Here is a 22,242-nt window from a genome sequence, read left to right on the forward strand (position 1 = left end):
ATCCCTTTCATCTGACTGCACGGTCTTGGCGTAAAGACTGCACTTTAGTCAGCCTGGACGCGCGCTAAATCAGCCAAAGGAATGATTTGAGAACAGGGCAAATGCTGGCTCTAAGCCAGCACCGCTATGGAAAAGACGCCCTCCGTCAGGCCGCTTGTCCTACTGCTGCCTCGGCCGGTGTGCGTGGGAATATCAGCGCCGAGAGGAAGGTCAAAGCAGCAAAACCGGCCAGGATCAGGTACAGCCCGACAAAACCCTGGCGGGGCTCGACAAAGGCAATCAATGGGATGGCCGTGGCGCTGGCACCGAAGGACAGGCAGTAGCGCAAGGCGAACACCCGCGATTGCCATTGCGGCGCAACGAAGTTGGCGACCATCGCGTCATTCACCGTGACCTGCCCGAACACCACGAACATGAAGGCGGCACCCAGCACTATGACGGCCGAGCCCTCGACATAAGCCATGGCCAACAACAGCGGGGCCTGGCACAGGGTGAGGAGCATGAACGGCCATTTCAGGCTGAAGCGATGCAACACCCGACCGATACTCAACTGCGCCACCGCGCCAAAGGCGTAAGCCAGGCTGACCACCACCCCAAGGGTTTGCGGTGAGGCGAACAGGTCATGCAGGCGTTCCTGGAACAACTTCGGATAGGTCATGGTCGTGGCATTGAACACCACGCCACCCGTGGCGGTAGCCAGGGCCAGTACCCCGAACACCATGACCATGGAGATCCGCTGGCCCGCGGCGCCCTTGAGAGGGGCATGGGCGCGCACGGGAATCGGCTCCTCGCGTACCTGCAAGGCAAAGCCGATGCCCAGGGCGATGGCGGCGACACCCGGCAGGATAAACGCCGAACGCCAGCCAAACTGCGCCACCAGCAAACCGGTGACCAAGGCCGAAAACGCCACCCCCAGATTGCCCCACATGCCGTTGATGCCAATTTCCCGGCCACGGTTCTGGGCGTAGGCCACCAGCATTGCAGTGCCCACCGGGTGATAAATCGCAGCAAACACCCCGATCAGCGTCAACCCCAGGACCAGCATCGGCGCGGAGCTGCTCAGGCCGGTGAAAATCGCCGAGGCGCCAATCCCGAAGAAAAACACCAGCATCATCTGGCGTCGGCTCCAGTGGTCGCCCAGCCAACCCGCCGGCAGCGAGCAGGCACCAAAGGCAATGAACCCGCCCAGGGACAGGCCAATCATGGCGGCGTAGTCCAGGCCGAAGACCTCGGTCATGCCCAGCACGGCGGCGGGGAAAATCAGCATGAACATGTGGTCGATCACATGGGCGGCGTTGATGTAGCGGATGACATTTCTGGGTTGATGCATGGCGGCACACTATTCGTTGAGGGTGTGGCGTTATGCTAAGTTGGCAATAACACGCATTCCTGACAACAAACTCATCGAATCAGACAATGTTAATCAGCCACTTCCACCATGGCCCGGTCAGCGCCCATCCGCGGGATTACCCGGATGGCGCGCATCAGGAGCGACATATCCATCGCGAGGCGCAATTGCTGTACGCCATGTGCGGCACCATGCGCGTGGTCACGGCCCAAGGTGCGTGGGTGATTCCGCCGACACGGGCGGTGTGGATTGCGCCGTGGATCGAGCACGAGATCTTCATGTCGGGCAAGGTCTGCATGCGCTCGCTGTTCATTGACCCCGAACTGTCGCCCGCCAACCTCAGCCAATGCTGCGTACTGGCCGTCACCCCGTTGCTGCGCGAGCTGATCCTGAAGGCGGTGCAAGCCCCCCGCCATGCAAAGAACCCGCTGATCCAACAGTTGATGCTCGAAGAAATTGCCGGTCTGGAAAACCTCCCGCTGCACATCCCCATGCCCGAGGACCGACGCTTGCAAGGGATCTGCATGGCCCTGCTGCAAACCCCCGACCATCCCAATACCCTGGAAGATTGGGCGCAACAGGTCGGTGCCAGTTCACGCACCCTGGCGCGACTGTTCCAGCAACAGTTGAAGATGAGCTTCAACGCCTGGCGCCAGCAACTGCGCCTGATGGAAGCCCTGCCGCGACTGATCGCCGGGCAAAGCGTGCAGAGCGTTGCCGATCAATTGGGCTATGGCAGTGCCCGAGCCTTCAGCGCGATGTTCCGGCGGTTGCTGGGGCACAACCCCCGGGAATACCTCGGCGCGCTGAATCAGCTCAGCGCGATCAATGCATCTCGGTAAAGGCCAGCTTCACACCGATGGCGATCAGCACCACCCCCATCATGCGGTCGAACCAGTGCCCCATGCGGGCAAAACCGGCGCGCACTCGCTGCTGGCTGAACAGCATCGCCACCAGGCAGAACCAGATGGCAGTCGCCACGGCCAGGTAGATGCCATAGCCGGCCTGAATCGACAGCGGCGTATGCGGGTTGATCACCACGGTGAACAGGGACAGGAAGAACAGCGTGGCCTTGGGGTTCAGGCCGTTGGTGACGAAGCCCGAGGTAAAGGCGCCGCGCGCCGTACGAACGCCGGCTTCCTTGTGCAGGTCTTCAGTGGCTGGCTTGGCCGGCTGCGCGCGCAGGGCCTTGTAGCCGATGTACAGCAAGTAGGCCGCCGCCAGCCACTTCAGGGCGTTGAACAGCACGATCGACTGCGACACGATCAAGCCGATGCCCAGCAACGAGTAACCCACGTGCAGGAAGATCGCGCTGCCTACCCCCAACGCCGTCCAGGTACCCGCGCGCCGACCGTGGGTCACGGCCTCGCGCACCACCACGGCAAAGTCCGGACCGGGACTTGCGACGGCCAGCAGGTGAATCAGGGCAACGGTCAAAAACTCTGTCCAGTACATTGGAGCTCCTTGAGGGCAAGCGTAACTATTTATTTCATCTGGTAGGCTCGGCAGATTACGCCTTCAGACTCACGCGCAAAAGGTACAGTTAATGACGAACAATCGCCGCGCCGTTTTCCTTGATCACCCATCACTGGACTTGGGCGACCTCGACCTCAGTGCATTGCGCGACTGCTTCAGCGAACTGCAACTGTTCGCCCAGACCGAACCCGGACAAGTGGCCGAACGCCTGCAAGGCGCCACGGTGGCGATCACCAACAAGATAATGATCGATGCCAGTGCCATGGCCGCCAATCCGGACCTGAAACTGATCCTGATCACCGCCACCGGTACCAATAACGTCGACCTCGCCGCCGCCCGCGCCCAAGGGATTACCGTGTGCAACTGCCAGGGCTACGGCACACCGTCGGTGGCCCAGCACACGATCATGTTGCTGCTCAACCTGGCCACCCGCCTGGGTGACTATCGCAAGGCCGTCGACGCAGGCCGCTGGCAGCAGGCCAAGCAGTTCTGCCTGCTGGACTACCCGATTGTCGAGTTGCAGGGCAAAACCCTCGGCTTGCTCGGCCACGGCGAACTGGGCGGTGCGGTGGCGCGACTGGCCGAAGCCTTTGGCATGCGGGTGGTCTCGGGCCAGCTTCCCGGCCGCCCAGCCCGGGCCGACCGGATGCCGCTGGATGAGTTGCTGCCCCAGGTCGACGCCCTGACCCTGCACTGCCCGCTCAACGAACACACTCGCCACTTCATCGGCGCCCGCGAACTGGCGCTGCTCAAACCCGGCGCTTTCGTGGTCAACACGGCGCGTGGAGGCCTGATCGATGAACAGGCGTTGGCCTATGCCTTGCGCAGTGGCCACCTGGGAGGGGCAGCCAGCGATGTGCTGAGCGTCGAGCCGCCGACCGCCGGCAATCCGCTGCTGGCCAGCGATATCCCGCGCCTGATCGTCACCCCGCACAACGCCTGGGGCAGCCGCGAAGCGCGCCAACGGATCGTCGGCCAGTTGAGCGAAAATGCCCGGGGCTTTTTCAGCGGTACACCGCTGCGGGTCGTCAGTTGATAAACTGCCGCACTTTTTTTCAAGGAGCAGAGTATGGATCCGCGCAGTGAAGTACTGCTTCGACAGGCTGAATTGTTTCAAGGCAACGTGCTGCTGGCCGGTTTGCCTGCCGACGACTTGCTGGGAAAGTTGCCCGACGCCCATGGCTGGTGCTGGCACGCCGGCGATCAGGCGGCCCTGGACGCGCGTTTTGCCGAGCGCAGCCATTTCGGGGTGAACGCGCCCACGCGTGAGTTTGCAACGGCGGTGCTGTTCCTGCCCAAGTCCAAGGACCTGACCGACTACATCCTCAACGCCCTCGCCTCGCGCCTGGCCGGTTGTGAACTGTACCTGGTGGGGGAAAAACGCAGCGGCATCGAAGGCGCCGCCAAGCAGCTCAACCCATTCGGTAAACCACGCAAGCTCGACAGCGCGCGGCACTGCCAGTTGTGGCAAGTGACCGTGGCCAATGCACCTCAAGCCAAGTCCCTGGAAAGCCTGGCACAGACGTATGAGTTGCCGCTGGCCGAAGGCCCGTTGACGGTCATCAGCCTGCCGGGCGTGTTCAGCCACGGTCGACTGGATCGCGGCAGTGCCCTGCTGCTCGAGCATCTCGACAAGCTGCCCAGCGGCCATCTGCTGGACTTCGGTTGTGGTGCCGGCGTACTGGGCGCGGCGGTCAAGCGCCGTTACCCACACAACACCGTGACCCTGCTCGACGTCGACGCCTTTGCCGCCGCCAGCAGCCGCCTGACCCTGGCAGCCAATGGTCTTGAAGCCGAGGTCCTGACCGGCGATGGCATCGACGCTGCCCCCATGGGATTGAGTGCGATCCTGAGCAATCCACCGTTCCATGTAGGTGTCCACACAGACTACTTCGCCACGGAAAACTTGCTGCGAAAAGCGGTTAAACATCTGAAAACTGGCGGCGAACTACGACTGGTAGCCAACAGTTTCCTGAAGTACCAGCCGCTGATCGAAGAGCACCTGGGGCAGTGTTCGATCAAGGCCGAAGGACAGGGTTTCCGCATCTACCGGGCCAAGCGCGGTTAACTCACCGGATGAAAAAGAAGGCTTGCCGAATGGATTTTGCCTAGGCAGAATCCGCTCCGTCCTAGGGGAGTAGTCTCCCACGAGCGCCATGCTCGTCCGGCATACGTCAACATACTTGGTCAACAGGCCATGGCGTATGCGACCCAAGCGTCCGCACAGACGGACCGCAGGGTTTGACAAGACCTATGACACGCACACCTTACCCGGGGCGGGAAGGCTGTACGTGTCATAGCCGTGTCGACCCGCCCCTTAGGAAAACCCTGATGTTGGATTCACTACTCGTTCCTACCGCAATCGTTGCCTTGGCCGAAATCGGCGACAAGACGCAACTGCTCGCGCTTATTCTCGCCGCCCGCTTCCGCAAACCCTGGCCGATCATCGCCGGCATCGTCGCCGCGACCCTGGCCAACCACGCCGCCGCTGGCGCCGTGGGTGCCTGGTTCGGCAGCTTCTTCTCGGATGCGACCCTGCACTGGATTCTCGCCGCCAGCTTTGCCGCCACCGCGCTGTGGACCCTGGTGCCGGACAAGATGGATGACGACGAGACCAGCACCGCCCGCAAGTTCGGGCCGTTCCTGACCACGCTGATCGCGTTCTTCCTGGCGGAGATGGGGGACAAGACCCAGGTCGCCACGGTGATGCTCGCAGCGCAATACCCGGAACTGTGGCTGGTGATCATCGGCACCACCGTCGGCATGCTGATCGCCAACGTACCGGTGGTGCTGGCGGGTAACTTTGCCGCAGACAAACTGCCCCTGACCCTGATCCGACGCCTGGCGGCATCGGCATTCCTGATCCTGGCGATCGTCGCGGTGTACAAGGCGATGCAGAGCAGTGGCTGGGTTTAAGGCGGATGGCGCGGCGCTACAAGCGCCGCACACTCCTCAGGACTTCTTGGCTTGCTGATACAGCGGCATGACTTTCGGAATCGCCGCCTGCAACGAGGAAATCCGGCTGGCCGAGGCCGGGTGCGTACTCATGAACTCCGGCGGCGCGCCCTCGTTCAGTTTGCTCATCTTGTTCCACAAGGTGATCGCGGCGTTCGGGTCGTAGCCGGCACGGGCCGCCAGCTCCAGGCCGATCAGGTCGGCTTCGTTTTCGTTGGCCCGGCTGTTGGGCAAGGTCATGCCGTAGTTGGCCACGGTATCGGCCAGGGCCAGGGTGTCCTGGCCCAGACCGAGCAAGGCACCCGCGCCCTGCTTGGCCATTTCGATGCCATAGGCCTTGGACATCGCTTCACGGCCATGCTCGCGCAGGGCGTGGGCGATTTCATGGCCCATGATCGCGGCGATTTCATCGTCGTTAAGTTTCAGCGTATCGATCAGCCCGGTGTAGAAAATGATCTTGCCGCCAGGACCGCAGTTGGCGTTGAGTTCATCACTCTTGATCAGATTGACTTCCCACTTCCACTGCGCCGAATCCGGACGGAATACCGGGGCCTGGGCGATCAGACGAGTGGCGATGGCCTGGACTCGCTTGGCATCACTGCTGGTCCTGTCCAGCACGCCCTTGCTGCCCGCCTCGCCCACGGTCTTCTGGTAAGACTGGGCGTACATCTGGTTGACCTCCTCGGTCGACAGCATGCTGAACATCCACTGCGAGCGCTCTACGCCCACGGCCCCGCCGCTGGTGGTGTTGACCGACTGACAACCACTGAGCAACAGACTGACGCCCAGCGCACACACAACCCAATTCTTGTTCATGAATACACTCCCTGAAAACATGGCGCGTATCGTAGGCGGTGGCGGGAGTCGGCGCCAGATGTAACAGACGCGCAACCCATCATTTACCGAGTGAAACGTGGCGCAGCGACTCAACCCGGGGTCAGGCACTCCGGGGCATTGAGCTTGGGGTCATTGACCAGGTTCGCCAGGACCCGCTCACGCAGGGCCGCGGGCTCGCTGGCAAGCAGTGCCTGCAGGGCATGCAGCGGAGTCTGCGGGTCAAGCCAGGCCTCCTGGCCGGCTGCGTCGAGAATCAATGGTCGCCGTTGGCTGGCCGCCGGTTGGGTAATCACCGCCGTGCTCAACCACAGTTGTTCCTGCACTGGATAGGCTTCCCAGATGGCCGCAAAAAACAGCGACGATCCCTCACCCGGAGTCAGCCAATACGGGCGCTTGCGCGCGGTGCCGCGCCATTCGTAAAAACCGTTGGCCGGCAGCAGGCAGCGCCGCTGACGGAAGGCCTCACGAAACATCGGCTGTTCGGCGACAGTTTCCGCCCGGGCATGGGCCGGCGTCTTCGACAGGTCAGTCAGCCAGGGCGGCGTCAAACCCCAACGGGCACGCGCCAACGTGCGCTCACCGGCTTCGGCACGCAGGATCAGCACCGAAGCATTCGGCGAAATATTCCACTGCGCCTGCTGATCGGCCGGAAAACCGGGCAAGGCCGCGAACGCGGGGTTCCAGCGAAACAGGGCAAAACGTCCACACATGGGGCAACACGACTCTTGATCAAACGAACGTCAGCCTAACAGACCAGCACGCCCGGGAAGCTATCCGGTTCGTCGCCGGGCATCGGCAACGCCGCATTGTACGCGGCGATCAGCTCACGGGCGTATTGCGCCTGATCATTATCCACCGCCAGGCCCAGCAGGCCGAACACCGGCAACTCCCCCGCCGCCCCGAGCAGATCACGCCCCACCAGATGGGCCTCGACCCCTTCGCTGGCCAGCATCCCTTGCAGCAACTCACCTTCCATCAGGTTTTCCGGCTCGTAGATGCGCTGCATAGAGGCCACTCCTCACTCGTTTTCACTGTGAACTTCGAGCATCCATTCCTGACCATCGGTCTGCAGCGTGAACACTATCGGCCGACAACACACCGGGCAGTCCTCGACATACGTCTGGTCGCCCCCGGACAAATCCAGGACCGCTTCGGCGTCTTCACCACAATAAGGGCATTCATAGTGCTCGGTTTCCAGCATCGCGGTCTCCCAAGTGACTTGTGCGTATAATCGCCGGTCTATTTGCAGGGCTATTTTTGTTTGAGCAGATTTTTCAGACCGTACCCTGTGTGGATTTGATCCAATCCATTACTTACCCTAGCCGTTTCTAACAAGAGAGCATGATGGGCGAATTCGATGCCATCCGACCTTACGACGACAGCGAAGTCCCAGCGGTGCTGGCACGGCTGCTGAGCGACAAGGCGTTTCTAGATATCCTCACCCACTTTCGCTTTCCGCGGTTTGCCGGCGCCTTGGGCTGGATGCTCAAACCCCTTATAGCTCATCGGCTGCGCCGTGAGTTCGCGGGTGTCAGCTCGGTTGCCACGTTGCAGGACAAAGTCGAGTTCTATGTCGACCACACCATCGAGCGCGCCACCGACGGCGTGACCTATACCGGTGTCGAGCAATTCAAGTCCGGCAGTGCCTATCTGTTCCTGGCCAACCATCGCGACATCGTGATGGACCCGGCCTTCGTCAATTACGCGATCTATCACGCAGGCCTGCCCACGCCGCGCATCGCGATTGGCGACAACCTGCTGCAAAAGCCCTTCGTCAGCGACCTGATGCGCCTGAACAAGAGCTTCATCGTGCACCGTTCCATCAGCGGTCGACGGGAGAAGATGGCGGCCTATCAATTGCTGTCGGCGTATATCAACCACTCGATTCGCAACGATTGCCAATCGATCTGGATCGCCCAGGCCGAAGGCCGCGCCAAGGACGGTGACGACCGTACCGAATCGGCAATCCTCAAGATGTTCCACATGAGCCGCAAGGACGAGCCGTTTGCCGAGGTGATCCTGTCGCTGAACCTGACCCCGGTCTCGATCAGCTACGAGTACGACCCGTGCGACCAGGCCAAGGCTCGCGAGCTGTACATCCGCGCCACCACCGGCAGCTACACCAAGGAGCCCGGCGAAGATGACGTCAGCATCGCCAAGGGCATTACCGGCTACAAGGGCCGGGTCCACGTGAACTTTGCCGCGCCGATCAGCGAGCGATTCGAAGACACCAAGCAATTGGCAATCGAGATGGACCGGCAGATTCTCGGTGGCTACCGCCTGTTCCCGGTGCACTACCTGGCCTACGCCCAGTGGCAGGACGCCGACCCACAATTGAGCGTGCCGAGTGCCGCCGAGCTGTTCCCGGCCGACGAACTGGCCAAGGCCCGGCAAGAATGGCAAGACCGCCTCGCGGCGTGCCCCGAGGAGCACCGTCCGTTCCTGGTGCTGCAGTACGCCACCCCTGTGCGTAACCAGTATCGGGTCAAGGCCGGGCTCCCCCTGTAGGGCTCTGCCGGCAATAAAAAACGGCGCCTTGAGCGCCTAATGCCGATCAGTTAAACCCTTTTGTAGGAGCGGGTGCCCGCTTGCGGCTTGCTCGCGAAGAACTCAACGGCGCCGCGTTTATACTGAATACACGCGTTATCGTTGACGTTTTTCGCGAGCAAGCTCGCTCCTACAATTGACAGCGTCGCTTAACTGATCGGCATTACGCCTTGAGCGCCGTTTTTTTATCTGTGCATCAGACCCGGGTGCTGATCCACGACACCAGCAGCGCCAGGCCCAGGCAGGCAAAACCAAAAGCATAGAAGACGCGATTCAGGCGCAAGGTGGCGATGCTCGCCAGATGCATCTGGTTGTCGGCACTGGCACGCCCGGCCTGGGCTGCCAGGCTGGCCCGCGCCTGTTGCTCGCGGCGACGGGTCGAGTGAAGCAGCCAACCACCCGGGCAGGCGAACAGCAGTGCGAGGAGGTTGATCAGCTTGGCGGGATGAGCGGAAAACAGCGACCAGAGTTGCAGTGACATCGTGGACCTCAATCGAAACAGGGCATGCGCGGCGCGAATTCTACCCAAACCCGCACTGTCTGCCCGGGCTTTCCGACAAAAAACGAAACATCTGCCTGACTAATGTTCTGCGTCACGGCTTCGTCATCTAAATACGCCAGTCTGTCGCCCCTCGAAACCGACACGGAGCTTGTCATGCTGCACGCCGAAAACCAGGACCGCCTGTACCTCATCACCCCAACCGACGAACAACAGGCCCTCGTCGGCAGCCTGGCCTTCAATGTCCAGGATCGTCACTGGCTGGTGTATTGCGCCCTGGGCGGACACCAGCATGCCGACCTGCCGGAAACCGATCTGCTGACCGGAGTGAGCGTGCTGGATTTCTATTCGCAGGCAGCGTGAGCGGCTCCCACAGACATTAAAAAACCCGGGCCATGACTGGCACCGGGTTTGGTAACCGCACTACAAAGCGTTACTCGGCCAGGATCTGCCCCACAGTCGGGTCCTTGAACAGGCGGGTCAACGCATCACTCAACACATCGCTGACCAGCTTGGTGTTGGTCTCCTGGTTCGGCGCCATGCCAAAGCGCTGGTCCAGCGAGGCACCGTAACGCCCGCTGTAACGGCGACCGGCGTTCTGCACATCGGAGCGGAAGGTCGCGCCAATGGTGGCCTCGGTCACGTACATGCCTTCCTTGGGCGACTGATACTTCAGCTCCGCCAAGGTCACCGTCAACTGCGGTGCATTCAGCGCATTGGCGGTCGGGGTGAAGCCCAGCAATCGCACAGCCGCTTCGGCCTGGGCCTGCAGCTTGGGCAGGATCTGCGCGCTCTGCACTGTGATCGCGCTGGTTTCAGGGTACAAACCACCACGGGTGCCCAGGGTCGGCGACGGACGACCGTCCACCACCTTCACCACCACCGGCTGGCCACGCCCGACCGGTGCCAACTGAGTCGTCAGTTTCGGCTCCGGGGCGAGTTGTTGCGGGCTGTGGGCGCAGCCAACCAGGGTCAAACTGGTCACAGTGATCAAACCGAACAACAGGCGTTGCAACATGCGTTTCTCTCCAGAATCAGGCACAGACAGACGCGCAGTATAGCGGTCGGCACCGGCTGCAAACCAGCAACCCTGAACACCGGCTGAAGACTTGTGCAATGTCATCGCGCGCGACTGCTCGGTCACGGGAGTGTCATGCCACACTGCTAACTTCAACGCTGTCACTGAACGAGGGCATCGCCATGCATTTTCTCTGGTCGCTTTTCGCTCCACGCCGCACCTATCGTTACTTCGCCCGACTCGACAGCGCCGAACGCTGCCTGGCATTCAAGCACTGCCAGATGCCTCCGATGGGCGATGGCTGGGTCGAAATCAATGAGATTCGCCCCCACTGGTTGCACCAGCCACTGCCCGCCAGCGCCCGCCTGAGCCCACGCATTCGTCGCCTCAGGTTGCACTCGGCACTGGCCGGCTGACCGAACGGCTAATAAAAGTCATTAAACACGACCATTTCCCTGCGTTTCTTCGCTACAATCTCCCCCCGATTATAAGGACGTCTCCTGATCGGGCCTCGCAGCACCGCTGATACCTGCGTATTGGCACCCCCGCACCGCCCACAGAGAGCCGCCCACACAGATCGAGTGAAGCTGGCGAGCTTGCTGTTTATCTTGCAAACCACCACTTTTCGCGAATCTGCAGAGCTGTCATGACGCTCGGCCACTGAGCTGTTTGCCCGTTTTTAACGCGGGTCCGGTGCCAGGCGCAGATAGCCCTTTTTGAGGTTCACGTCTTCAAAAGAGCGTGAAAAAACGGGTTTTCACAACTTCACAAGAGTGTGGCGAGCAAATGAATAGTTTTGCGTCTGAATATGCACCATTAGCGTCTACAACAGCCCAACGACACAGGACCGGATACGCCTCGAATACCGGAGCCTGAAGCCTGTCCGCTACGGATTTGGTTGCACAAACGGACGTATCGACCATAAGTCGAATTGCCTGCCGCGCGCTGAAATGAGTTCATGGGAACCCTGAGGCCAGTAGGTAACGTCTGTCGAAGTTGCGATAAATTGCGAAGATTCGGACATGGCGATCCTGGCCATGGGTGACCTGGGGCTCTACAGAGCATGCCCCGTAACTCCTGGCAGCTATGCCGACAATTTGGTGCTGCAGATTTTGGAGACGCGTTAAATGGCGCATAACGAAGCAGTCGACGTAGTACTGGTTGGGGCCGGCATCATGAGTGCCACCCTCGCTGTACTGCTCAAAGAGCTCGACCCCGCGATCAAGCTGGAAGTCGTCGAGCTGATGGATTCCGGGGCCGCGGAGAGTTCCAACCCGTGGAACAACGCCGGTACCGGTCACGCCGGCCTGTGTGAGCTGAACTACACGCCACAGGCCGCTGACGGCAGCGTCGACATCAAGAAAGCCGTGCACATCAACACCCAGTTCGAGGTGTCGAAGCAGTTCTGGTCCTATCTGACCCGCAAAGGCACCTTCGGCTCGTCGAAATCCTTTATCAGCCCGGTCCCGCACCTGAGCTTCGTGCAGGGTGACGCTGGCGTGTCGTTCCTCAAGGAACGCTTCAGCGTGCTGAAGAAGCACCATGCGTTCGCCGACATGGAATACACCGAAGACAAGGCCAAGATGGCCGAGTGGATGCCCTTGATGATGCCTGGGCGTGACGCTGGCGAGACCCTCGCCGCGACCCGCGTGATCAACGGCACCGACGTCAACTTCGGCAACCTGACCAATCAACTGCTCAAGCACCTGACCAGCGCCGGCGATGCCCAGGTCAAGTACTGCAAGCGCGTGACCGGCCTCAAGCGCAATGCCAACGGCTGGACCGTCAGCATCAAGGACGTCAACAGCGGCAACAGCCGTGAAGTCGACGCCAAGTTCGTGTTCCTCGGCGCCGGCGGCGCGGCCTTGCCGTTGCTGCAGGCCTCGGGCATCGAGGAAAGCAAAGGTTTCGGCGGTTTCCCGATCAGTGGCCAGTGGCTGCGTTGCGACAACCCGGAAGTGGTCAAGCATCACCAGGCCAAGGTCTACAGCCAGGCCGCGGTAGGTTCGCCGCCCATGTCGGTACCGCACCTGGACACCCGTGTGGTCGATGGCAAGACGTCCCTGTTGTTCGGGCCATACGCCGGTTTCACCACCAAGTTCCTCAAGCACGGATCCTTCATGGACCTGCCGCTGTCGGTACGTGCCGGTAACATCGGACCGATGCTGGCCGTGGCCAAGAACAACATGGACCTGACCAAATACCTGGTCAGCGAAGTGATGCAATCCATGGAACAACGCCTGGAGTCGCTGCGTCGCTTCTACCCTGAAGCGAAAGCCGAAGACTGGCGCCTGGAAGTGGCCGGCCAACGGGTGCAGATCATCAAGAAAGACCCGAAAAAAGGCGGCGTGCTGCAGTTCGGCACCGAACTGGTCGCAGCCAAGGACGGATCGCTGGCCGCCCTGCTCGGCGCTTCGCCAGGTGCTTCGGTGACCGTTTCGATCATGCTCGAGCTGATCGAGAAATGCTTCCCGGGCAAAACCAAGGGCGAATGGGCTGGCAAACTCGCGGAAATTTTCCCGGCCCGTGAAAAAATCCTGGAAACCGACGCTGCGCTGTATCGCAAGATCAACGCGCAGAACAACGTCGCCCTGGAGCTGGTGGAAGCCAGCAGCGAGACTCCAAGCTTCGCTTGATCCTCGCCCATGAAAAACGCCCCGCTCTCAATGAGAACGGGGCGTTTTTTTATGGCCTTGAAAAAGCTCAGCCGCGGGCTTTTTCGATCAGCTCGATGTACTCGGCGCTGTTGCGCTGGTCCTTGATCACTTCGGCGAAGGTCTGGCCATGCTCATCCTTGCCGTCCAGGTCGTAGCCGGCTTCGACAAAGAACGTCAGGAAACGCTCGAAATCGTCGATGCGCAGGCCGCGATAAGCCTTGATCAACTTGTGCTGGGACGGTGAAGTCGCGTCAACCGGTTCGAAATCGAGGAACAACTTGATCTGCTCATCGCCGATCTCGTCACCAATCACTTGTTTCTTATCTTTACGCATTGCCGACTCCAGCTCGCAGACATTTCACGGGGCAGGCAGTTTACCCCCGCCCTGCCCGATGCCTCAACGACCACGCTTCACTGCACCCGTGTGCAGGTCTGCCCAAATGTGACCATTGGCGTAGCTGAGAAACTGACAATAGACCGTGTCGTTGCGTAACAGGTCCAGCACCACCCGGTACTGAGCCATGGGGTAAAACAGGGTGAGGGTGCGGGCATTGGCGTCGTAGATCGGCTTTTTCAGGCTTTTGCTTTCGCCGTCGAAATTCACCAGCACCTGGCTGATGGTGGCCCCCTTGTTCAGGGGCTTGCCCTTGAGGCGAATCAGCACCGGCGAAGTCACCGGGATCGGCTGCTGATTGGACTGGCGCTGGCTGCCCACCACCACCGAATACTCGGTGACCTGTAACAGTTGCTGCTGCTCGGGCGAGGTGTCGCGCAGGGTCAGGTCGTCGGGCGGCAGGAATTGCCCGTGCATGACCGCAGGCGCGGCCGCCAGTGGCAGGCTGAGGCTCAGCAACAGAACGGCGCAACTGCGGATCAAAAGGCTCATGACGGGCTCCAGAATCGGGCCCAGCACTGTAGCAGCTGACGCAGCCTGCGTCCGGTGGTGCAGCCTTCTCGACCCATTGAGCAACGAGTGCCTGATCGAGAAAGCTGCGGGGCGTTCCGGCTTACATACCTTTAACGGCAAAAATCCCGTTGGCGTTGCGCCAGTAGCCTTTGTAGTCCATGCCGTAGCCGAAGATGTAACGGTCTACGCAAGGCAGCCCGACGAAATCGGCCTTCAGGTCCGGACGCGCCTTGCGGTCGTGGTCCTTGTCGATCAGTACCGCGGTGTGCACTTTGCGGGCACCGGCGTGTTTGCAGAAGTCGATGATCGCGCCCAGGGTGTGCCCTTCGTCGAGGATGTCGTCGATGATCAGCACGTCACGGTCGATGAACGAAACTTCCGGCTTGGCTTTCCAGAACAGATCGCCGCCGCTGGTTTCGTTGCGATAGCGCGTGGCGTGCAGATAGGACGCTTCCAGCGGGAAATGCAGATGGGTGAGCAACTTGCCAGAGAAGATCAGCCCGCCGTTCATCACGCAGAACACCACGGGATTGCTGTCAGCCAGCTGTTCGTTGATGAGCGCACCGACACGGGCGATGGCCGCCTCGACTTCAGCTTCGGTGTACAGGCAGTCAGCCTCTCGCATGATTTGACGGATATGCTCGAGATCAGCGGACATGGTGCTCTCCAAGGGGTGGCGGATTCGGAAAAGCGAGCAAAGGTACGCATCCCGACCGGTCGAATCAAGCGTTTCTGGACTAACGTTCTGAATGTCTATAGGACAACAACCCCGGATAGATTAATCTAGGCCGGTTTTTTTGCCCGCCGCCGGAGCCTTTCCCTATGCCCATCCGTGAGATCCGCCATCCGCTGATCCGACACAAACTTGGCCTTATGCGCCGCGCCGACATTAGCACGAAGAATTTCCGTGAGCTCGCTCAGGAAGTCGGTGCCCTGTTGACCTACGAGGCAACCAAGGACCTGCCCCTGGAAACCTACGACATCGAAGGCTGGTGCGGTACCGTATCGGTCGAGAAAATTGCCGGTAAGAAAATTACCGTGGTCCCTATCCTGCGCGCCGGCATCGGCATGCTCGAAGGTGTCCTGAGCCTGATCCCGGGCGCCAAAGTCAGCGCCGTGGGCGTGGCCCGCAACGAGGAAACCCTCGAAGCCCACACCTACCTGGAAAAACTGGTTCCAGAAATCGACGAACGACTGGCCATGATCATCGACCCGATGCTCGCCACCGGCAGCTCCATGGTTGCCACTATCGACCTGCTGAAAAAAGCCGGCTGCAAGGACATCTGCGCCATGGTCCTGGTCGCAGCCCCCGAAGGGATCGCGGCTGTCGAGAAGGCTCACCCGGACGTGACTATCTACACCGCCTCGATTGACGAAAAACTCAATGAACACGGCTACATCATTCCGGGCCTCGGCGATGCTGGCGACAAGATCTTCGGCACCAAGCAGAAGGACGCGTGAGCATGCAGGATGAGTTCAACGACCCGCTCTGGCGCCAGGTCCTGTCGGGCGCCCAGATGCTGTTCGTGGCGTTCGGCGCGCTGGTGTTGATGCCGCTGATTACCGGCCTCGACCCCAACGTCGCGCTGTTCACGGCGGGCCTGGGGACTCTGCTGTTCCAGCTCGTTACCGGGCGCCAAGTGCCGGTGTTCCTGGCTTCGAGCTTTGCCTTCATCACCCCGATCATTCTTGCCAAGGGCCAGTTCGGCCTGGCGGCAACCATGGGCGGCGTGATGGCGGCAGGTTTTGTCTACACCTTCCTGGGCCTGGCCGTGAAGATCAAGGGCACCGGTTTCATCGACCGCCTACTGCCTCCGGTAGTGATTGGCCCGGTGATCATTTCGATCGGCCTGGCCATGGCGCCGATTGCCGCGAACATGGCCATGGGCAAGGCCGGTGACGGCAGCGAGCTGATTCATTACCAGACGGCGATGATGATCTCGATGCCGGCGCTGCTGACCACCTTGATCGTGGCCGTGTTCGGCAAAGGCATCTTCCGCCTGGTGCCGATCATTTCCGGGGTGCTGGTGGGCTTTGGCATGGCGTTCTACTTTGGTGTCGTCGACACCGCGAAGATCGCTGCCGCACCTTGGTTTGCCTTACCGCACTTCACGGCACCGGAGTTCAACTGGCAGGCGATCCTGTTCATTGTCCCGGTGGCGCTGGCCCCGGCCATCGAACACATCGGCGGGGTCATCGCCGTCGGCAGCGTGACCGGTCGCGACTACCTGAAAAAACCGGGCCTGCATCGCACCCTGTTTGGCGACGGTATCGCTACCACGGCAGCCGGCATGCTCGGCGGCCCACCCAACACCACCTACGCCGAAGTCACCGGCGCGGTGATGCTGACCAAGAACTACAACCCGAAAATCATGACCTGGGCGGCGATCTTCGCCATCAGCCTGGCGTTTGTCGGCAAGTTCGGTGCGCTGCTGCAAAGCATTCCAGTACCGGTGATGGGCGGGATCCTGTGCCTGTTGTTCGGCTCGATTGCCGCGGTGGGCATGAACACCATGATCCGCCACCAGATCGACCTGGGCGAAGCGCGCAACCTGGTGATTGTCTCGGTCACCCTGGTGTTTGGGATCGGCGGTGTGCTGATCGGCACCGGCACCGGCCCCGACGACTTCGGCCTCAAGGGCATCGCCCTGTGCGCGATTGTCGCGATCGGGTTGAACCTGCTGTTGCCGGGCAACGACGGCTGGAAGAACAAGCAGCCGGATGAGCCGCTGCTCTAAGGGCTTTACTGCCTGAAAGAACGTTATCGCGGGCAAGCCTTGCTCCTACAGGAACATGGCTTGCCCGCGATGCTTTCGGCCTTCTACAAAACCACTGGCGCCCTTTCACACAGGGTGTTCAACGCCTGCGCCCACTGCGGCTCATCGTTGAGGCACGGCACCAGTACCAACTCCTCGCCCCCCGCCTCGCGGAACTGCTCCAGGCCACGGTCACCGATCTCTTCCAGGGTTTCGATGCAGTCGGCGACAAACGCCGGGCACATCACCAGAATCTTCTTCACCCCACTTTTCGCCAACTCGTCGAGACGCGCTTCGGTGTAGGGTTCGATCCATTTGGCACGCCCCAGGCGCGACTGGAACGACACCGACCACTTGCCATCCGGCAAGCCCAGGCGTTTGGCAAAGTCTGCCGCCGTGCGCAGGCATTGGGCGCGATAACAGGTGGCAAGCACCTCTGCTGGCGCTGCGGCGCAGCAATCGCCACTGTTACTGCATTCAAAGCAATGACCCGGATTGAGCTTCTTCAAGTGCCGCTCCGGCAGGCCGTGAAAACTCAGCAGCAGGTGATCGTAATCCTGTTCCAGATAAGGCCGGGCGCTGGCCACCAGGGCGTCGAGGTATTCCGGTTGGTCGTAGAACGGCTGGAGAATCGCGAACTGCACCTCGAGTTTTTTCTCGCGCACTACCCGCTTGGCTTCCTCGATTACCGTGGTGACGGTGCTGTCGGCAAACTGTGGATACAGCGGCGCCAGGGTGATTTTCTTGATGCCTTGGGCGGCCAGTCGAGTCAGCACCGTCTCGATCGACGGCTCGCCGTAGCGCATCGCCAGTTCGACCGGTCCCTGGGTCCACTGCGCCTTCATGGCCTGCTGCAAGCGCCGGCTGAGTACCACCAGCGGCGAGCCTTCGTCCCACCAGATCGAGGCGTAGGCATGGGCCGACTGTTCCGGGCGCTTGATCAGGATCAACGACACCAGCAGGCGCCGCACCGGCCACGGCAGGTCAATGACGTAAGGGTCCATCAGGAATTGATTGAGGTAGCTGCGCACGTCCGCCACCTGTGTGGAAGCGGGTGAACCCAGGTTGACCAGGAGCAACGCGTGATCGGTCATGCAACGTCCTATTTCAAAGGCGGCTGGACAGGTCGTCCAGAGCCGCACGCAAATCAGTGAAACGAAAGGTGAAGCCTGCCGCCAGTAACCGCATCGGGGTCACCCGCTGGCCGCCCAACAGCAATAGCGACAACTCACCGAGCCCGACCTTCAACACGAACGATGGCAGGGGCATGAAAGCCGGCCGGTGCAGGACACCGGCCAGCGTCTTGGCAAATTCGCGATTGCGCACCGGTTTTGGCGCGCAGGCATTATAAGGACCGCTGGCCATATTCTGATGCAGAAGAAAATCAATCAGCGCGATTTGATCGTCGATATGAATCCATGACATCCACTGCCGGCCATTGCCGATAGGCCCGCCCAGCCCCGCTTTGAAGGGCAGGCGCAGGCGCGACAAAAAGCCGCCCTCGGCCGACAGCACCAGCCCGGTCCGCACCAGCACTACGCGCAGGCCCAGGGCCTCGGCGCGTTGTGCGGTCTCTTCCCAGGCGATGCACAGCTGGCTGGCGAAGTCTTCGCTGACCGGTGGCGAATCCTCGGTCAGCTCACGCTCGCCGCCATCGCCGTACCATCCCACCGCCGACCCGGAAATCAGCAAGTGGGGTTTTTGCTCAAGGCTTTCCAGCCAGGCCAGCAGGGTTTCGGTCAGGCTGATCCGGCTGCTCCAGAGCAACGCCTTGCGCCTATGGGTCCAGAGTCGATCGGCAATCGGCGCACCCGCCAGATTGATCAAGACATCCACCGGCTCCTGCCCGATTTCTTCCAGACGCGCGATGCCTCGCACCTGGGCGCCACACAGGGCCGGCACTTTTTCGGGTTTGCGACTCCACACCGTCAGGCTGTGGCCCTGACTCAACCAGAGTCGGCAAAGCTGGCGTCCTATCAATCCAGTACCGCCGGTCAGCAATATGTGCATGACATGTTCCTCGCGTGGCGTTTTACCTCGATCACTAGTCTATTTTTATAAGCAGGGATGTTTCGGATCGGGCGGGCTCTGTGATTAACAATAGGCCAAGCTGTCAGAACGAGAACGCTGAAAGTTATACCAAAAAATATAATTGTACAGGTTTAACCCTAAGCGTAGCCTGTAGAGAAAGGTAAACGAGGCCCCTATGACTCTACCCATCGCAATTATCGGCACCGGCATCGCCGGACTCTCCGCCGCCCAGGCTCTGCAAGAGACCGGCTACGTCGTGCAACTGTTCGATAAAAGCCGTGGCAGCGGTGGGCGCATGTCGAGCAAACGCAGCGACGCTGGCGCACTCGACATGGGGGCGCAGTATTTCACCGCCCGCGACCGGCGCTTTGTCACTGAAGTGCAGCGCTGGCAAGCCAACGGCTGGGTCGCCGAGTGGACACCGCAGCTCTACAACTTTCAGGGCGGCCAGCTCAGCCCGTCGCCAGACGAGCAGACCCGCTGGGTCGGCACGCCGCGCATGAGCGCCATTACCCGCGCCCTGATTGGCGACCTGGAAGTGCACTTCGCCTGCCGCATCACCGAGGTCTATCGTGGTGAACAGCACTGGCATCTGCAGGATGCCGAAGGCTTCACCCACGGCCCCTTCAGCCATGTGGTCATCGCCACGCCCGCCCCTCAGGCCACAGCCCTGCTGGCTGCCGCACCGAAGCTGGCCGGGGTCGCCGCCGGGGTGAAAATGGACCCGACCTGGGCCGTCGCCCTGGCATTCGATACGCCGCTGGATACCGCTATGGAAGGCTGCTTCGTGCAGGACAGCCCGCTCGACTGGCTGGCCCGCAACCGCAGCAAACCGGGGCGCGACAACAGCCTGGACACTTGGGTGCTGCACGCCACCAGCAGTTGGAGCCGACAACACATCGACCTGTCCAAGGAAGCGGTGATCGAACAACTGCACGGCGCCTTTGCCGAACTGTTGCACAGCGCCATGCCCGCCCCGACCTTCAGCCTGGCCCACCGCTGGCTGTATGCGCGCCCTGCCAGCAGTCACGAATGGGGCGTACTGGCCGATGCCGACCTGGGCTTGTATGTGTGCGGCGACTGGTGCCTGTCAGGGCGGGTCGAAGGCGCCTGGCTGAGTGGCCAGGAAGCCGCCCGCCGCTTGCACGAGCATCTGCAGTAGTCGCTTCCCGTAGCTAGGCTTTGGCGGCTACGGGGGCGCTCGATAAAAGCTATACAAAAAAATTGACTTGTACACCTTTCGACCTATGATCAAAACATGTTGTACAGCGAACAGCGCTTGTACAGGTTTTAATCCGAGGTCTGCCGATGTCGAGCGAATCCCCGCGCAAGCCGAAAATTGCCATCAGCGCCTGCCTGATGGGCGATGAGGTGCGCTACAACGGTGGGCATAAAGAATCCCAGCTCTGCAGTCGTACCCTCAGCAATTATTTCGAGTTTGTCCCGGTGTGCCCCGAAGTCGCCATTGGCCTGGGAATTCCCCGCGAGCCGATTCGCCTGGTCGGCGATCCGCAGCACCCGAGCGCCATCGGCAGCGTCAACCGACAACTCGACGTCACTCAGCCGCTGGCCGACTACGGGCAACGCATGGCCGCTGAATTGACCGATCTGTGCGGTTACATCTTCATGCACAAATCCCCGTCCTGCGGCCTGGAACGGGTCAAGGTCTATCACGCCAACGGCAATCCGCAGGACGGTGGTGGCCGGGGTATCTATGCCGCGGCGTTTTGTGCCCGCCACCCGGACCTGCCGGTGGAAGAAGACGGCCGACTCAACGATCCGGTGCTGCGCGAGAACTTCCTGACCCGAGTGTTTGCCTACGCCGCCTGGCAGGATTTGCTGCAGCAGGGTCTCAGCCGCCATGGCCTGACCGACTTCCACGCGCGCTACAAGTACCTGCTGATGGCCCACAACCCGCTGCAGTACAAGGCCCTGGGCAAACTCCTGGGCAGCATGGGCCAGAGCGACCCCGCAGAACTTGGCCCGCGCTATTTCAGTCTGTTGATGAAGGCGCTCAAGCAATGCGCCACCCGCGGGACCCACAGCAATGTACTGCAACACCTGTGCGGCTATTTCAAACAGAGCCTGAGCGTCGAGGACAAACAGGAAGTCCAGCACGTGATCGGCCAATACCGCCTCGGCGTCGTGCCGCTGGTGGTCCCGCTGACCCTGCTCAAGCATCACCTGCGTCATCATCCCGATCCGTACATCGCGCAACAGGTCTACCTGCAGCCGCACCCGGAAAACCTCAGCCTCAGAAATGCGATTTGAATGAACATGCCCAGCGCTACTCACACCCAAGAGCCCGACACCGACTACCAGCAGGCGCTGGACGAAGGCTGGCTGCCGATCCGCGAAGTCGCCCGCGTGACCGGCGTCAACGCGGTCACCCTGCGCGCCTGGGAGCGTCGCTACGGGCTGGTGGTGCCGCAACGCACCCCCAAGGGTCACCGGCTGTTCTCGGCCGAGCATGTGCAACGCATTCACGACATCCTGACCTGGCTCAATCGCGGCGTCGCGGTGAGCCAGGTCAAGCAGTTGCTGGACACACCGCAAGCGTTCAGTTCGCCGGTGGAAAATGACTGGCAGATCCTGCGGCAAAACCTCGCCCAGGCCATCTTTCGCCTGGCCGAGCGCCAGGTCGATGACCTGTTCAACCAGGCCATGGCCCTGTACCCACCACGGACCTTGTGCGAGCAACTGCTGATGCCATTGCTGGCAGAACTCGAACAACGCTGGCAAGGGCAATTCGGCGCACAGATGGAGCGCACGTTTTTCTACAGCTGGCTGCGCAGCAAGTTCGGTGCGCGGATCTACCACAACAACCGCCAGTTACGCGGCGCCCCACTGCTGCTGGTCAATCACTCCGACCTGCCGCTCGAACCTCACCTATGGCTCTGCGCCTGGCTGATCAGCAGCGTCGATTGTCCGGTGGAAGTGTTCGACTGGCCTTTGCCGGTGGGTGAACTGGCCCTGGCGGTCGAACACCTGCAAGCGCGCGCGGTGCTGCTGTATTCGAGCAAAACCAGCAACCTGAAACAGCTAACGAAACTCCTGAACAATGTCAGTTGCCCAAAGCTCATCGTCGGACCAACGGTATGTATCCACCAGGCCGGTTTGTCCGAGATCGCCACTGAAATCGCTGATGTATTACTGGCCGACGATCCCCTGTCGGCTCACCAGGTATTGATTCAGCGAGGACTGATCTGAT

26 protein-coding genes and 1 riboswitch are annotated in these 22,242 nt (G+C 61.0%); of the genes, 13 read left to right on the forward strand and 13 right to left on the reverse strand.

Annotation, left to right across the window (positions count from 1 at the left end):
- Positions 1 to 145: 145 nt before the first annotated feature.
- Positions 146 to 1,330 carry an MFS transporter gene (locus QMK50_RS09425; RefSeq protein WP_320333002.1) on the reverse strand — a complete coding sequence of 395 codons (1,185 nt, stop codon included), beginning with the start codon at positions 1,328 to 1,330 and terminating at the stop codon, positions 146 to 148.
- Between the two features lie 86 nt (positions 1,331 to 1,416).
- On the opposite strand from QMK50_RS09425, the gene QMK50_RS09430 reads away from it, so the two are divergent.
- Positions 1,417 to 2,190 (forward strand): AraC family transcriptional regulator, encoded by a 774-nt coding sequence (locus QMK50_RS09430; RefSeq protein WP_095168974.1) that lies wholly within the window; start codon positions 1,417 to 1,419, stop codon positions 2,188 to 2,190.
- On the opposite strand, the gene QMK50_RS09435 is transcribed toward QMK50_RS09430, so the two are convergent.
- Positions 2,174 to 2,803 carry a LysE family translocator gene (locus QMK50_RS09435; protein ID WP_095168975.1) on the reverse strand — a complete coding sequence of 210 codons (630 nt, stop codon included), beginning with the start codon at positions 2,801 to 2,803 and terminating at the stop codon, positions 2,174 to 2,176. The genes QMK50_RS09430 and QMK50_RS09435 overlap by 17 nt on opposite strands.
- A gap of 91 nt (positions 2,804 to 2,894) precedes the next feature.
- Between QMK50_RS09435 and QMK50_RS09440 the strand changes: the two genes are divergently transcribed.
- From QMK50_RS09440 to QMK50_RS09450, 3 genes are all read left to right on the forward strand, one after another.
- A complete protein-coding gene (locus QMK50_RS09440) occupies positions 2,895 to 3,860 on the forward strand; it encodes a 2-hydroxyacid dehydrogenase (RefSeq protein ID WP_320333003.1) in 966 nt (321 codons plus the stop codon).
- A gap of 33 nt (positions 3,861 to 3,893) precedes the next feature.
- Positions 3,894 to 4,892 (forward strand): class I SAM-dependent methyltransferase, encoded by a 999-nt coding sequence (locus tag QMK50_RS09445; RefSeq protein WP_095168977.1) that lies wholly within the window; start codon positions 3,894 to 3,896, stop codon positions 4,890 to 4,892.
- Positions 4,893 to 4,944: 52 nt separating this feature from the next.
- Positions 4,945 to 5,066, forward strand: a riboswitch (yybP-ykoY riboswitch).
- Between the two features lie 89 nt (positions 5,067 to 5,155).
- Positions 5,156 to 5,740: a TMEM165/GDT1 family protein gene (locus QMK50_RS09450; protein ID WP_095168978.1), complete on the forward strand. Its 585-nt coding sequence runs from the start codon at positions 5,156 to 5,158 to the stop codon at positions 5,738 to 5,740.
- Between the two features lie 36 nt (positions 5,741 to 5,776).
- Here the strand turns inward: QMK50_RS09450 and QMK50_RS09455 are convergent, their stop codons facing one another.
- The 4 genes from QMK50_RS09455 to QMK50_RS09470 form a co-directional block, all read right to left on the reverse strand.
- A complete protein-coding gene (locus QMK50_RS09455; RefSeq protein ID WP_320333004.1) occupies positions 5,777 to 6,595 on the reverse strand; it encodes a M48 family metallopeptidase in 819 nt (272 codons plus the stop codon).
- A gap of 110 nt (positions 6,596 to 6,705) precedes the next feature.
- On the reverse strand, positions 6,706 to 7,326 hold the full coding sequence (locus tag QMK50_RS09460; protein WP_095168980.1) for an SOS response-associated peptidase: 621 nt from the start codon (positions 7,324 to 7,326) through the stop codon (positions 6,706 to 6,708).
- Between the two features lie 35 nt (positions 7,327 to 7,361).
- Positions 7,362 to 7,622, reverse strand: a complete 261-nt coding sequence (locus QMK50_RS09465) for a putative signal transducing protein (protein WP_095168981.1) — start codon at positions 7,620 to 7,622, stop codon at positions 7,362 to 7,364.
- Between the two features lie 12 nt (positions 7,623 to 7,634).
- Positions 7,635 to 7,817: a CPXCG motif-containing cysteine-rich protein gene (locus tag QMK50_RS09470; RefSeq protein ID WP_095168982.1), complete on the reverse strand. Its 183-nt coding sequence runs from the start codon at positions 7,815 to 7,817 to the stop codon at positions 7,635 to 7,637.
- A gap of 140 nt (positions 7,818 to 7,957) precedes the next feature.
- Between QMK50_RS09470 and QMK50_RS09475 the strand changes: the two genes are divergently transcribed.
- Positions 7,958 to 9,124: a 1-acyl-sn-glycerol-3-phosphate acyltransferase gene (locus QMK50_RS09475; protein ID WP_159997931.1), complete on the forward strand. Its 1,167-nt coding sequence runs from the start codon at positions 7,958 to 7,960 to the stop codon at positions 9,122 to 9,124.
- A gap of 235 nt (positions 9,125 to 9,359) precedes the next feature.
- On the opposite strand, the gene QMK50_RS09480 is transcribed toward QMK50_RS09475, so the two are convergent.
- Positions 9,360 to 9,644 carry a hypothetical protein gene (locus QMK50_RS09480; protein WP_159997933.1) on the reverse strand — a complete coding sequence of 95 codons (285 nt, stop codon included), beginning with the start codon at positions 9,642 to 9,644 and terminating at the stop codon, positions 9,360 to 9,362.
- A gap of 174 nt (positions 9,645 to 9,818) precedes the next feature.
- Between QMK50_RS09480 and QMK50_RS09485 the strand changes: the two genes are divergently transcribed.
- Positions 9,819 to 10,025, forward strand: coding sequence for a hypothetical protein (locus QMK50_RS09485; RefSeq protein ID WP_095168985.1), 207 nt, complete (start codon positions 9,819 to 9,821; stop codon positions 10,023 to 10,025).
- Between the two features lie 70 nt (positions 10,026 to 10,095).
- Here QMK50_RS09485 and QMK50_RS09490 read toward each other — a convergent pair whose 3' ends face one another.
- Complete coding sequence (locus QMK50_RS09490) at positions 10,096 to 10,680, reverse strand: YajG family lipoprotein (RefSeq protein WP_095168986.1); 585 nt, start codon at positions 10,678 to 10,680, stop codon at positions 10,096 to 10,098.
- Positions 10,681 to 10,862: 182 nt separating this feature from the next.
- On the opposite strand from QMK50_RS09490, the gene QMK50_RS09495 reads away from it, so the two are divergent.
- Together QMK50_RS09495 and mqo are read left to right on the forward strand one after the other, a co-directional pair.
- A complete protein-coding gene (locus tag QMK50_RS09495) occupies positions 10,863 to 11,096 on the forward strand; it encodes a hypothetical protein (protein ID WP_095168987.1) in 234 nt (77 codons plus the stop codon).
- Between the two features lie 711 nt (positions 11,097 to 11,807).
- Positions 11,808 to 13,316 (forward strand): malate dehydrogenase (quinone), encoded by a 1,509-nt coding sequence (gene mqo, locus QMK50_RS09500; RefSeq protein ID WP_159997937.1) that lies wholly within the window; start codon positions 11,808 to 11,810, stop codon positions 13,314 to 13,316.
- A 67-nt stretch (positions 13,317 to 13,383) separates the two neighbouring features.
- Here the strand turns inward: mqo and QMK50_RS09505 are convergent, their stop codons facing one another.
- From QMK50_RS09505 to QMK50_RS09515, 3 genes are all read right to left on the reverse strand, one after another.
- Complete coding sequence (locus tag QMK50_RS09505; RefSeq protein ID WP_095168989.1) at positions 13,384 to 13,671, reverse strand: PA4642 family protein; 288 nt, start codon at positions 13,669 to 13,671, stop codon at positions 13,384 to 13,386.
- Positions 13,672 to 13,734: 63 nt separating this feature from the next.
- On the reverse strand, positions 13,735 to 14,223 hold the full coding sequence (locus QMK50_RS09510; protein WP_320333005.1) for a hypothetical protein: 489 nt from the start codon (positions 14,221 to 14,223) through the stop codon (positions 13,735 to 13,737).
- A gap of 121 nt (positions 14,224 to 14,344) precedes the next feature.
- On the reverse strand, positions 14,345 to 14,902 hold the full coding sequence (locus QMK50_RS09515) for a hypoxanthine-guanine phosphoribosyltransferase (RefSeq protein WP_166589758.1): 558 nt from the start codon (positions 14,900 to 14,902) through the stop codon (positions 14,345 to 14,347).
- Positions 14,903 to 15,066: 164 nt separating this feature from the next.
- Here QMK50_RS09515 and upp point away from each other — a divergent pair, with 164 nt between their 5' ends.
- Entirely contained in the window at positions 15,067 to 15,705 is a 639-nt protein-coding gene (gene upp, locus QMK50_RS09520) for a uracil phosphoribosyltransferase (protein WP_095168992.1), read from the forward strand.
- Positions 15,706 to 15,707: 2 nt separating this feature from the next.
- On the forward strand, positions 15,708 to 16,982 hold the full coding sequence (locus QMK50_RS09525; RefSeq protein WP_159997939.1) for a uracil-xanthine permease family protein: 1,275 nt from the start codon (positions 15,708 to 15,710) through the stop codon (positions 16,980 to 16,982).
- An 83-nt stretch (positions 16,983 to 17,065) separates the two neighbouring features.
- Here QMK50_RS09525 and hemH read toward each other — a convergent pair whose 3' ends face one another.
- Positions 17,066 to 18,094, reverse strand: coding sequence for a ferrochelatase (gene hemH, locus QMK50_RS09530; RefSeq protein ID WP_320333006.1), 1,029 nt, complete (start codon positions 18,092 to 18,094; stop codon positions 17,066 to 17,068).
- 13 nt (positions 18,095 to 18,107) lie between these two features.
- Entirely contained in the window at positions 18,108 to 19,010 is a 903-nt protein-coding gene (locus QMK50_RS09535; protein ID WP_320333007.1) for a TIGR01777 family oxidoreductase, read from the reverse strand.
- Between the two features lie 196 nt (positions 19,011 to 19,206).
- Here QMK50_RS09535 and QMK50_RS09540 point away from each other — a divergent pair, with 196 nt between their 5' ends.
- The 3 genes from QMK50_RS09540 to QMK50_RS09550 all read left to right on the forward strand — a co-directional run bounded on the left by QMK50_RS09540 (position 19,207) and on the right by QMK50_RS09550 (position 22,241).
- Entirely contained in the window at positions 19,207 to 20,193 is a 987-nt protein-coding gene (locus QMK50_RS09540; protein ID WP_095168996.1) for an NAD(P)/FAD-dependent oxidoreductase, read from the forward strand.
- A 146-nt stretch (positions 20,194 to 20,339) separates the two neighbouring features.
- A complete protein-coding gene (locus QMK50_RS09545) occupies positions 20,340 to 21,302 on the forward strand; it encodes a YbgA family protein (protein WP_095168997.1) in 963 nt (320 codons plus the stop codon).
- The gene (locus QMK50_RS09550) at positions 21,303 to 22,241 is read left to right on the forward strand and encodes a MerR family transcriptional regulator (protein WP_095168998.1); all 939 of its coding nucleotides are present in this window, start codon (positions 21,303 to 21,305) and stop codon (positions 22,239 to 22,241) included. It begins immediately after the preceding gene.
- Position 22,242 lies beyond the last annotated feature (1 nt).

This window comes from Pseudomonas sp. P5_152 (assembly GCF_033989915.1).
In the GTDB taxonomy this organism is placed as follows: domain Bacteria; phylum Pseudomonadota; class Gammaproteobacteria; order Pseudomonadales; family Pseudomonadaceae; genus Aquipseudomonas.

What these genes read in the sequence shown, in the direction of transcription:
- QMK50_RS09425 (WP_320333002.1), bottom strand. Translation starts at nt 1,330, where the DNA reads ATGCATCAACCCAGAAATGTCATCCGCTACATCAACGCCGCCCATGTG.
- QMK50_RS09430 (WP_095168974.1), top strand. Translation starts at nt 1,417, where the DNA reads ATGTTAATCAGCCACTTCCACCATGGCCCGGTCAGCGCCCATCCGCGG.
- QMK50_RS09435 (WP_095168975.1), bottom strand. Translation starts at nt 2,803, where the DNA reads ATGTACTGGACAGAGTTTTTGACCGTTGCCCTGATTCACCTGCTGGCC.
- QMK50_RS09440 (WP_320333003.1), top strand. Translation starts at nt 2,895, where the DNA reads ATGACGAACAATCGCCGCGCCGTTTTCCTTGATCACCCATCACTGGAC.
- QMK50_RS09445 (WP_095168977.1), top strand. Translation starts at nt 3,894, where the DNA reads ATGGATCCGCGCAGTGAAGTACTGCTTCGACAGGCTGAATTGTTTCAA.
- QMK50_RS09450 (WP_095168978.1), top strand. Translation starts at nt 5,156, where the DNA reads ATGTTGGATTCACTACTCGTTCCTACCGCAATCGTTGCCTTGGCCGAA.
- QMK50_RS09455 (WP_320333004.1), bottom strand. Translation starts at nt 6,595, where the DNA reads ATGAACAAGAATTGGGTTGTGTGTGCGCTGGGCGTCAGTCTGTTGCTC.
- QMK50_RS09460 (WP_095168980.1), bottom strand. Translation starts at nt 7,326, where the DNA reads ATGTGTGGACGTTTTGCCCTGTTTCGCTGGAACCCCGCGTTCGCGGCC.
- QMK50_RS09465 (WP_095168981.1), bottom strand. Translation starts at nt 7,622, where the DNA reads ATGCAGCGCATCTACGAGCCGGAAAACCTGATGGAAGGTGAGTTGCTG.
- QMK50_RS09470 (WP_095168982.1), bottom strand. Translation starts at nt 7,817, where the DNA reads ATGCTGGAAACCGAGCACTATGAATGCCCTTATTGTGGTGAAGACGCC.
- QMK50_RS09475 (WP_159997931.1), top strand. Translation starts at nt 7,958, where the DNA reads ATGATGGGCGAATTCGATGCCATCCGACCTTACGACGACAGCGAAGTC.
- QMK50_RS09480 (WP_159997933.1), bottom strand. Translation starts at nt 9,644, where the DNA reads ATGTCACTGCAACTCTGGTCGCTGTTTTCCGCTCATCCCGCCAAGCTG.
- QMK50_RS09485 (WP_095168985.1), top strand. Translation starts at nt 9,819, where the DNA reads ATGCTGCACGCCGAAAACCAGGACCGCCTGTACCTCATCACCCCAACC.
- QMK50_RS09490 (WP_095168986.1), bottom strand. Translation starts at nt 10,680, where the DNA reads ATGTTGCAACGCCTGTTGTTCGGTTTGATCACTGTGACCAGTTTGACC.
- QMK50_RS09495 (WP_095168987.1), top strand. Translation starts at nt 10,863, where the DNA reads ATGCATTTTCTCTGGTCGCTTTTCGCTCCACGCCGCACCTATCGTTAC.
- mqo (WP_159997937.1), top strand. Translation starts at nt 11,808, where the DNA reads ATGGCGCATAACGAAGCAGTCGACGTAGTACTGGTTGGGGCCGGCATC.
- QMK50_RS09505 (WP_095168989.1), bottom strand. Translation starts at nt 13,671, where the DNA reads ATGCGTAAAGATAAGAAACAAGTGATTGGTGACGAGATCGGCGATGAG.
- QMK50_RS09510 (WP_320333005.1), bottom strand. Translation starts at nt 14,223, where the DNA reads ATGAGCCTTTTGATCCGCAGTTGCGCCGTTCTGTTGCTGAGCCTCAGC.
- QMK50_RS09515 (WP_166589758.1), bottom strand. Translation starts at nt 14,902, where the DNA reads ATGTCCGCTGATCTCGAGCATATCCGTCAAATCATGCGAGAGGCTGAC.
- upp (WP_095168992.1), top strand. Translation starts at nt 15,067, where the DNA reads ATGCCCATCCGTGAGATCCGCCATCCGCTGATCCGACACAAACTTGGC.
- QMK50_RS09525 (WP_159997939.1), top strand. Translation starts at nt 15,708, where the DNA reads ATGCAGGATGAGTTCAACGACCCGCTCTGGCGCCAGGTCCTGTCGGGC.
- hemH (WP_320333006.1), bottom strand. Translation starts at nt 18,094, where the DNA reads ATGACCGATCACGCGTTGCTCCTGGTCAACCTGGGTTCACCCGCTTCC.
- QMK50_RS09535 (WP_320333007.1), bottom strand. Translation starts at nt 19,010, where the DNA reads ATGCACATATTGCTGACCGGCGGTACTGGATTGATAGGACGCCAGCTT.
- QMK50_RS09540 (WP_095168996.1), top strand. Translation starts at nt 19,207, where the DNA reads ATGACTCTACCCATCGCAATTATCGGCACCGGCATCGCCGGACTCTCC.
- QMK50_RS09545 (WP_095168997.1), top strand. Translation starts at nt 20,340, where the DNA reads ATGTCGAGCGAATCCCCGCGCAAGCCGAAAATTGCCATCAGCGCCTGC.
- QMK50_RS09550 (WP_095168998.1), top strand. Translation starts at nt 21,303, where the DNA reads ATGAACATGCCCAGCGCTACTCACACCCAAGAGCCCGACACCGACTAC.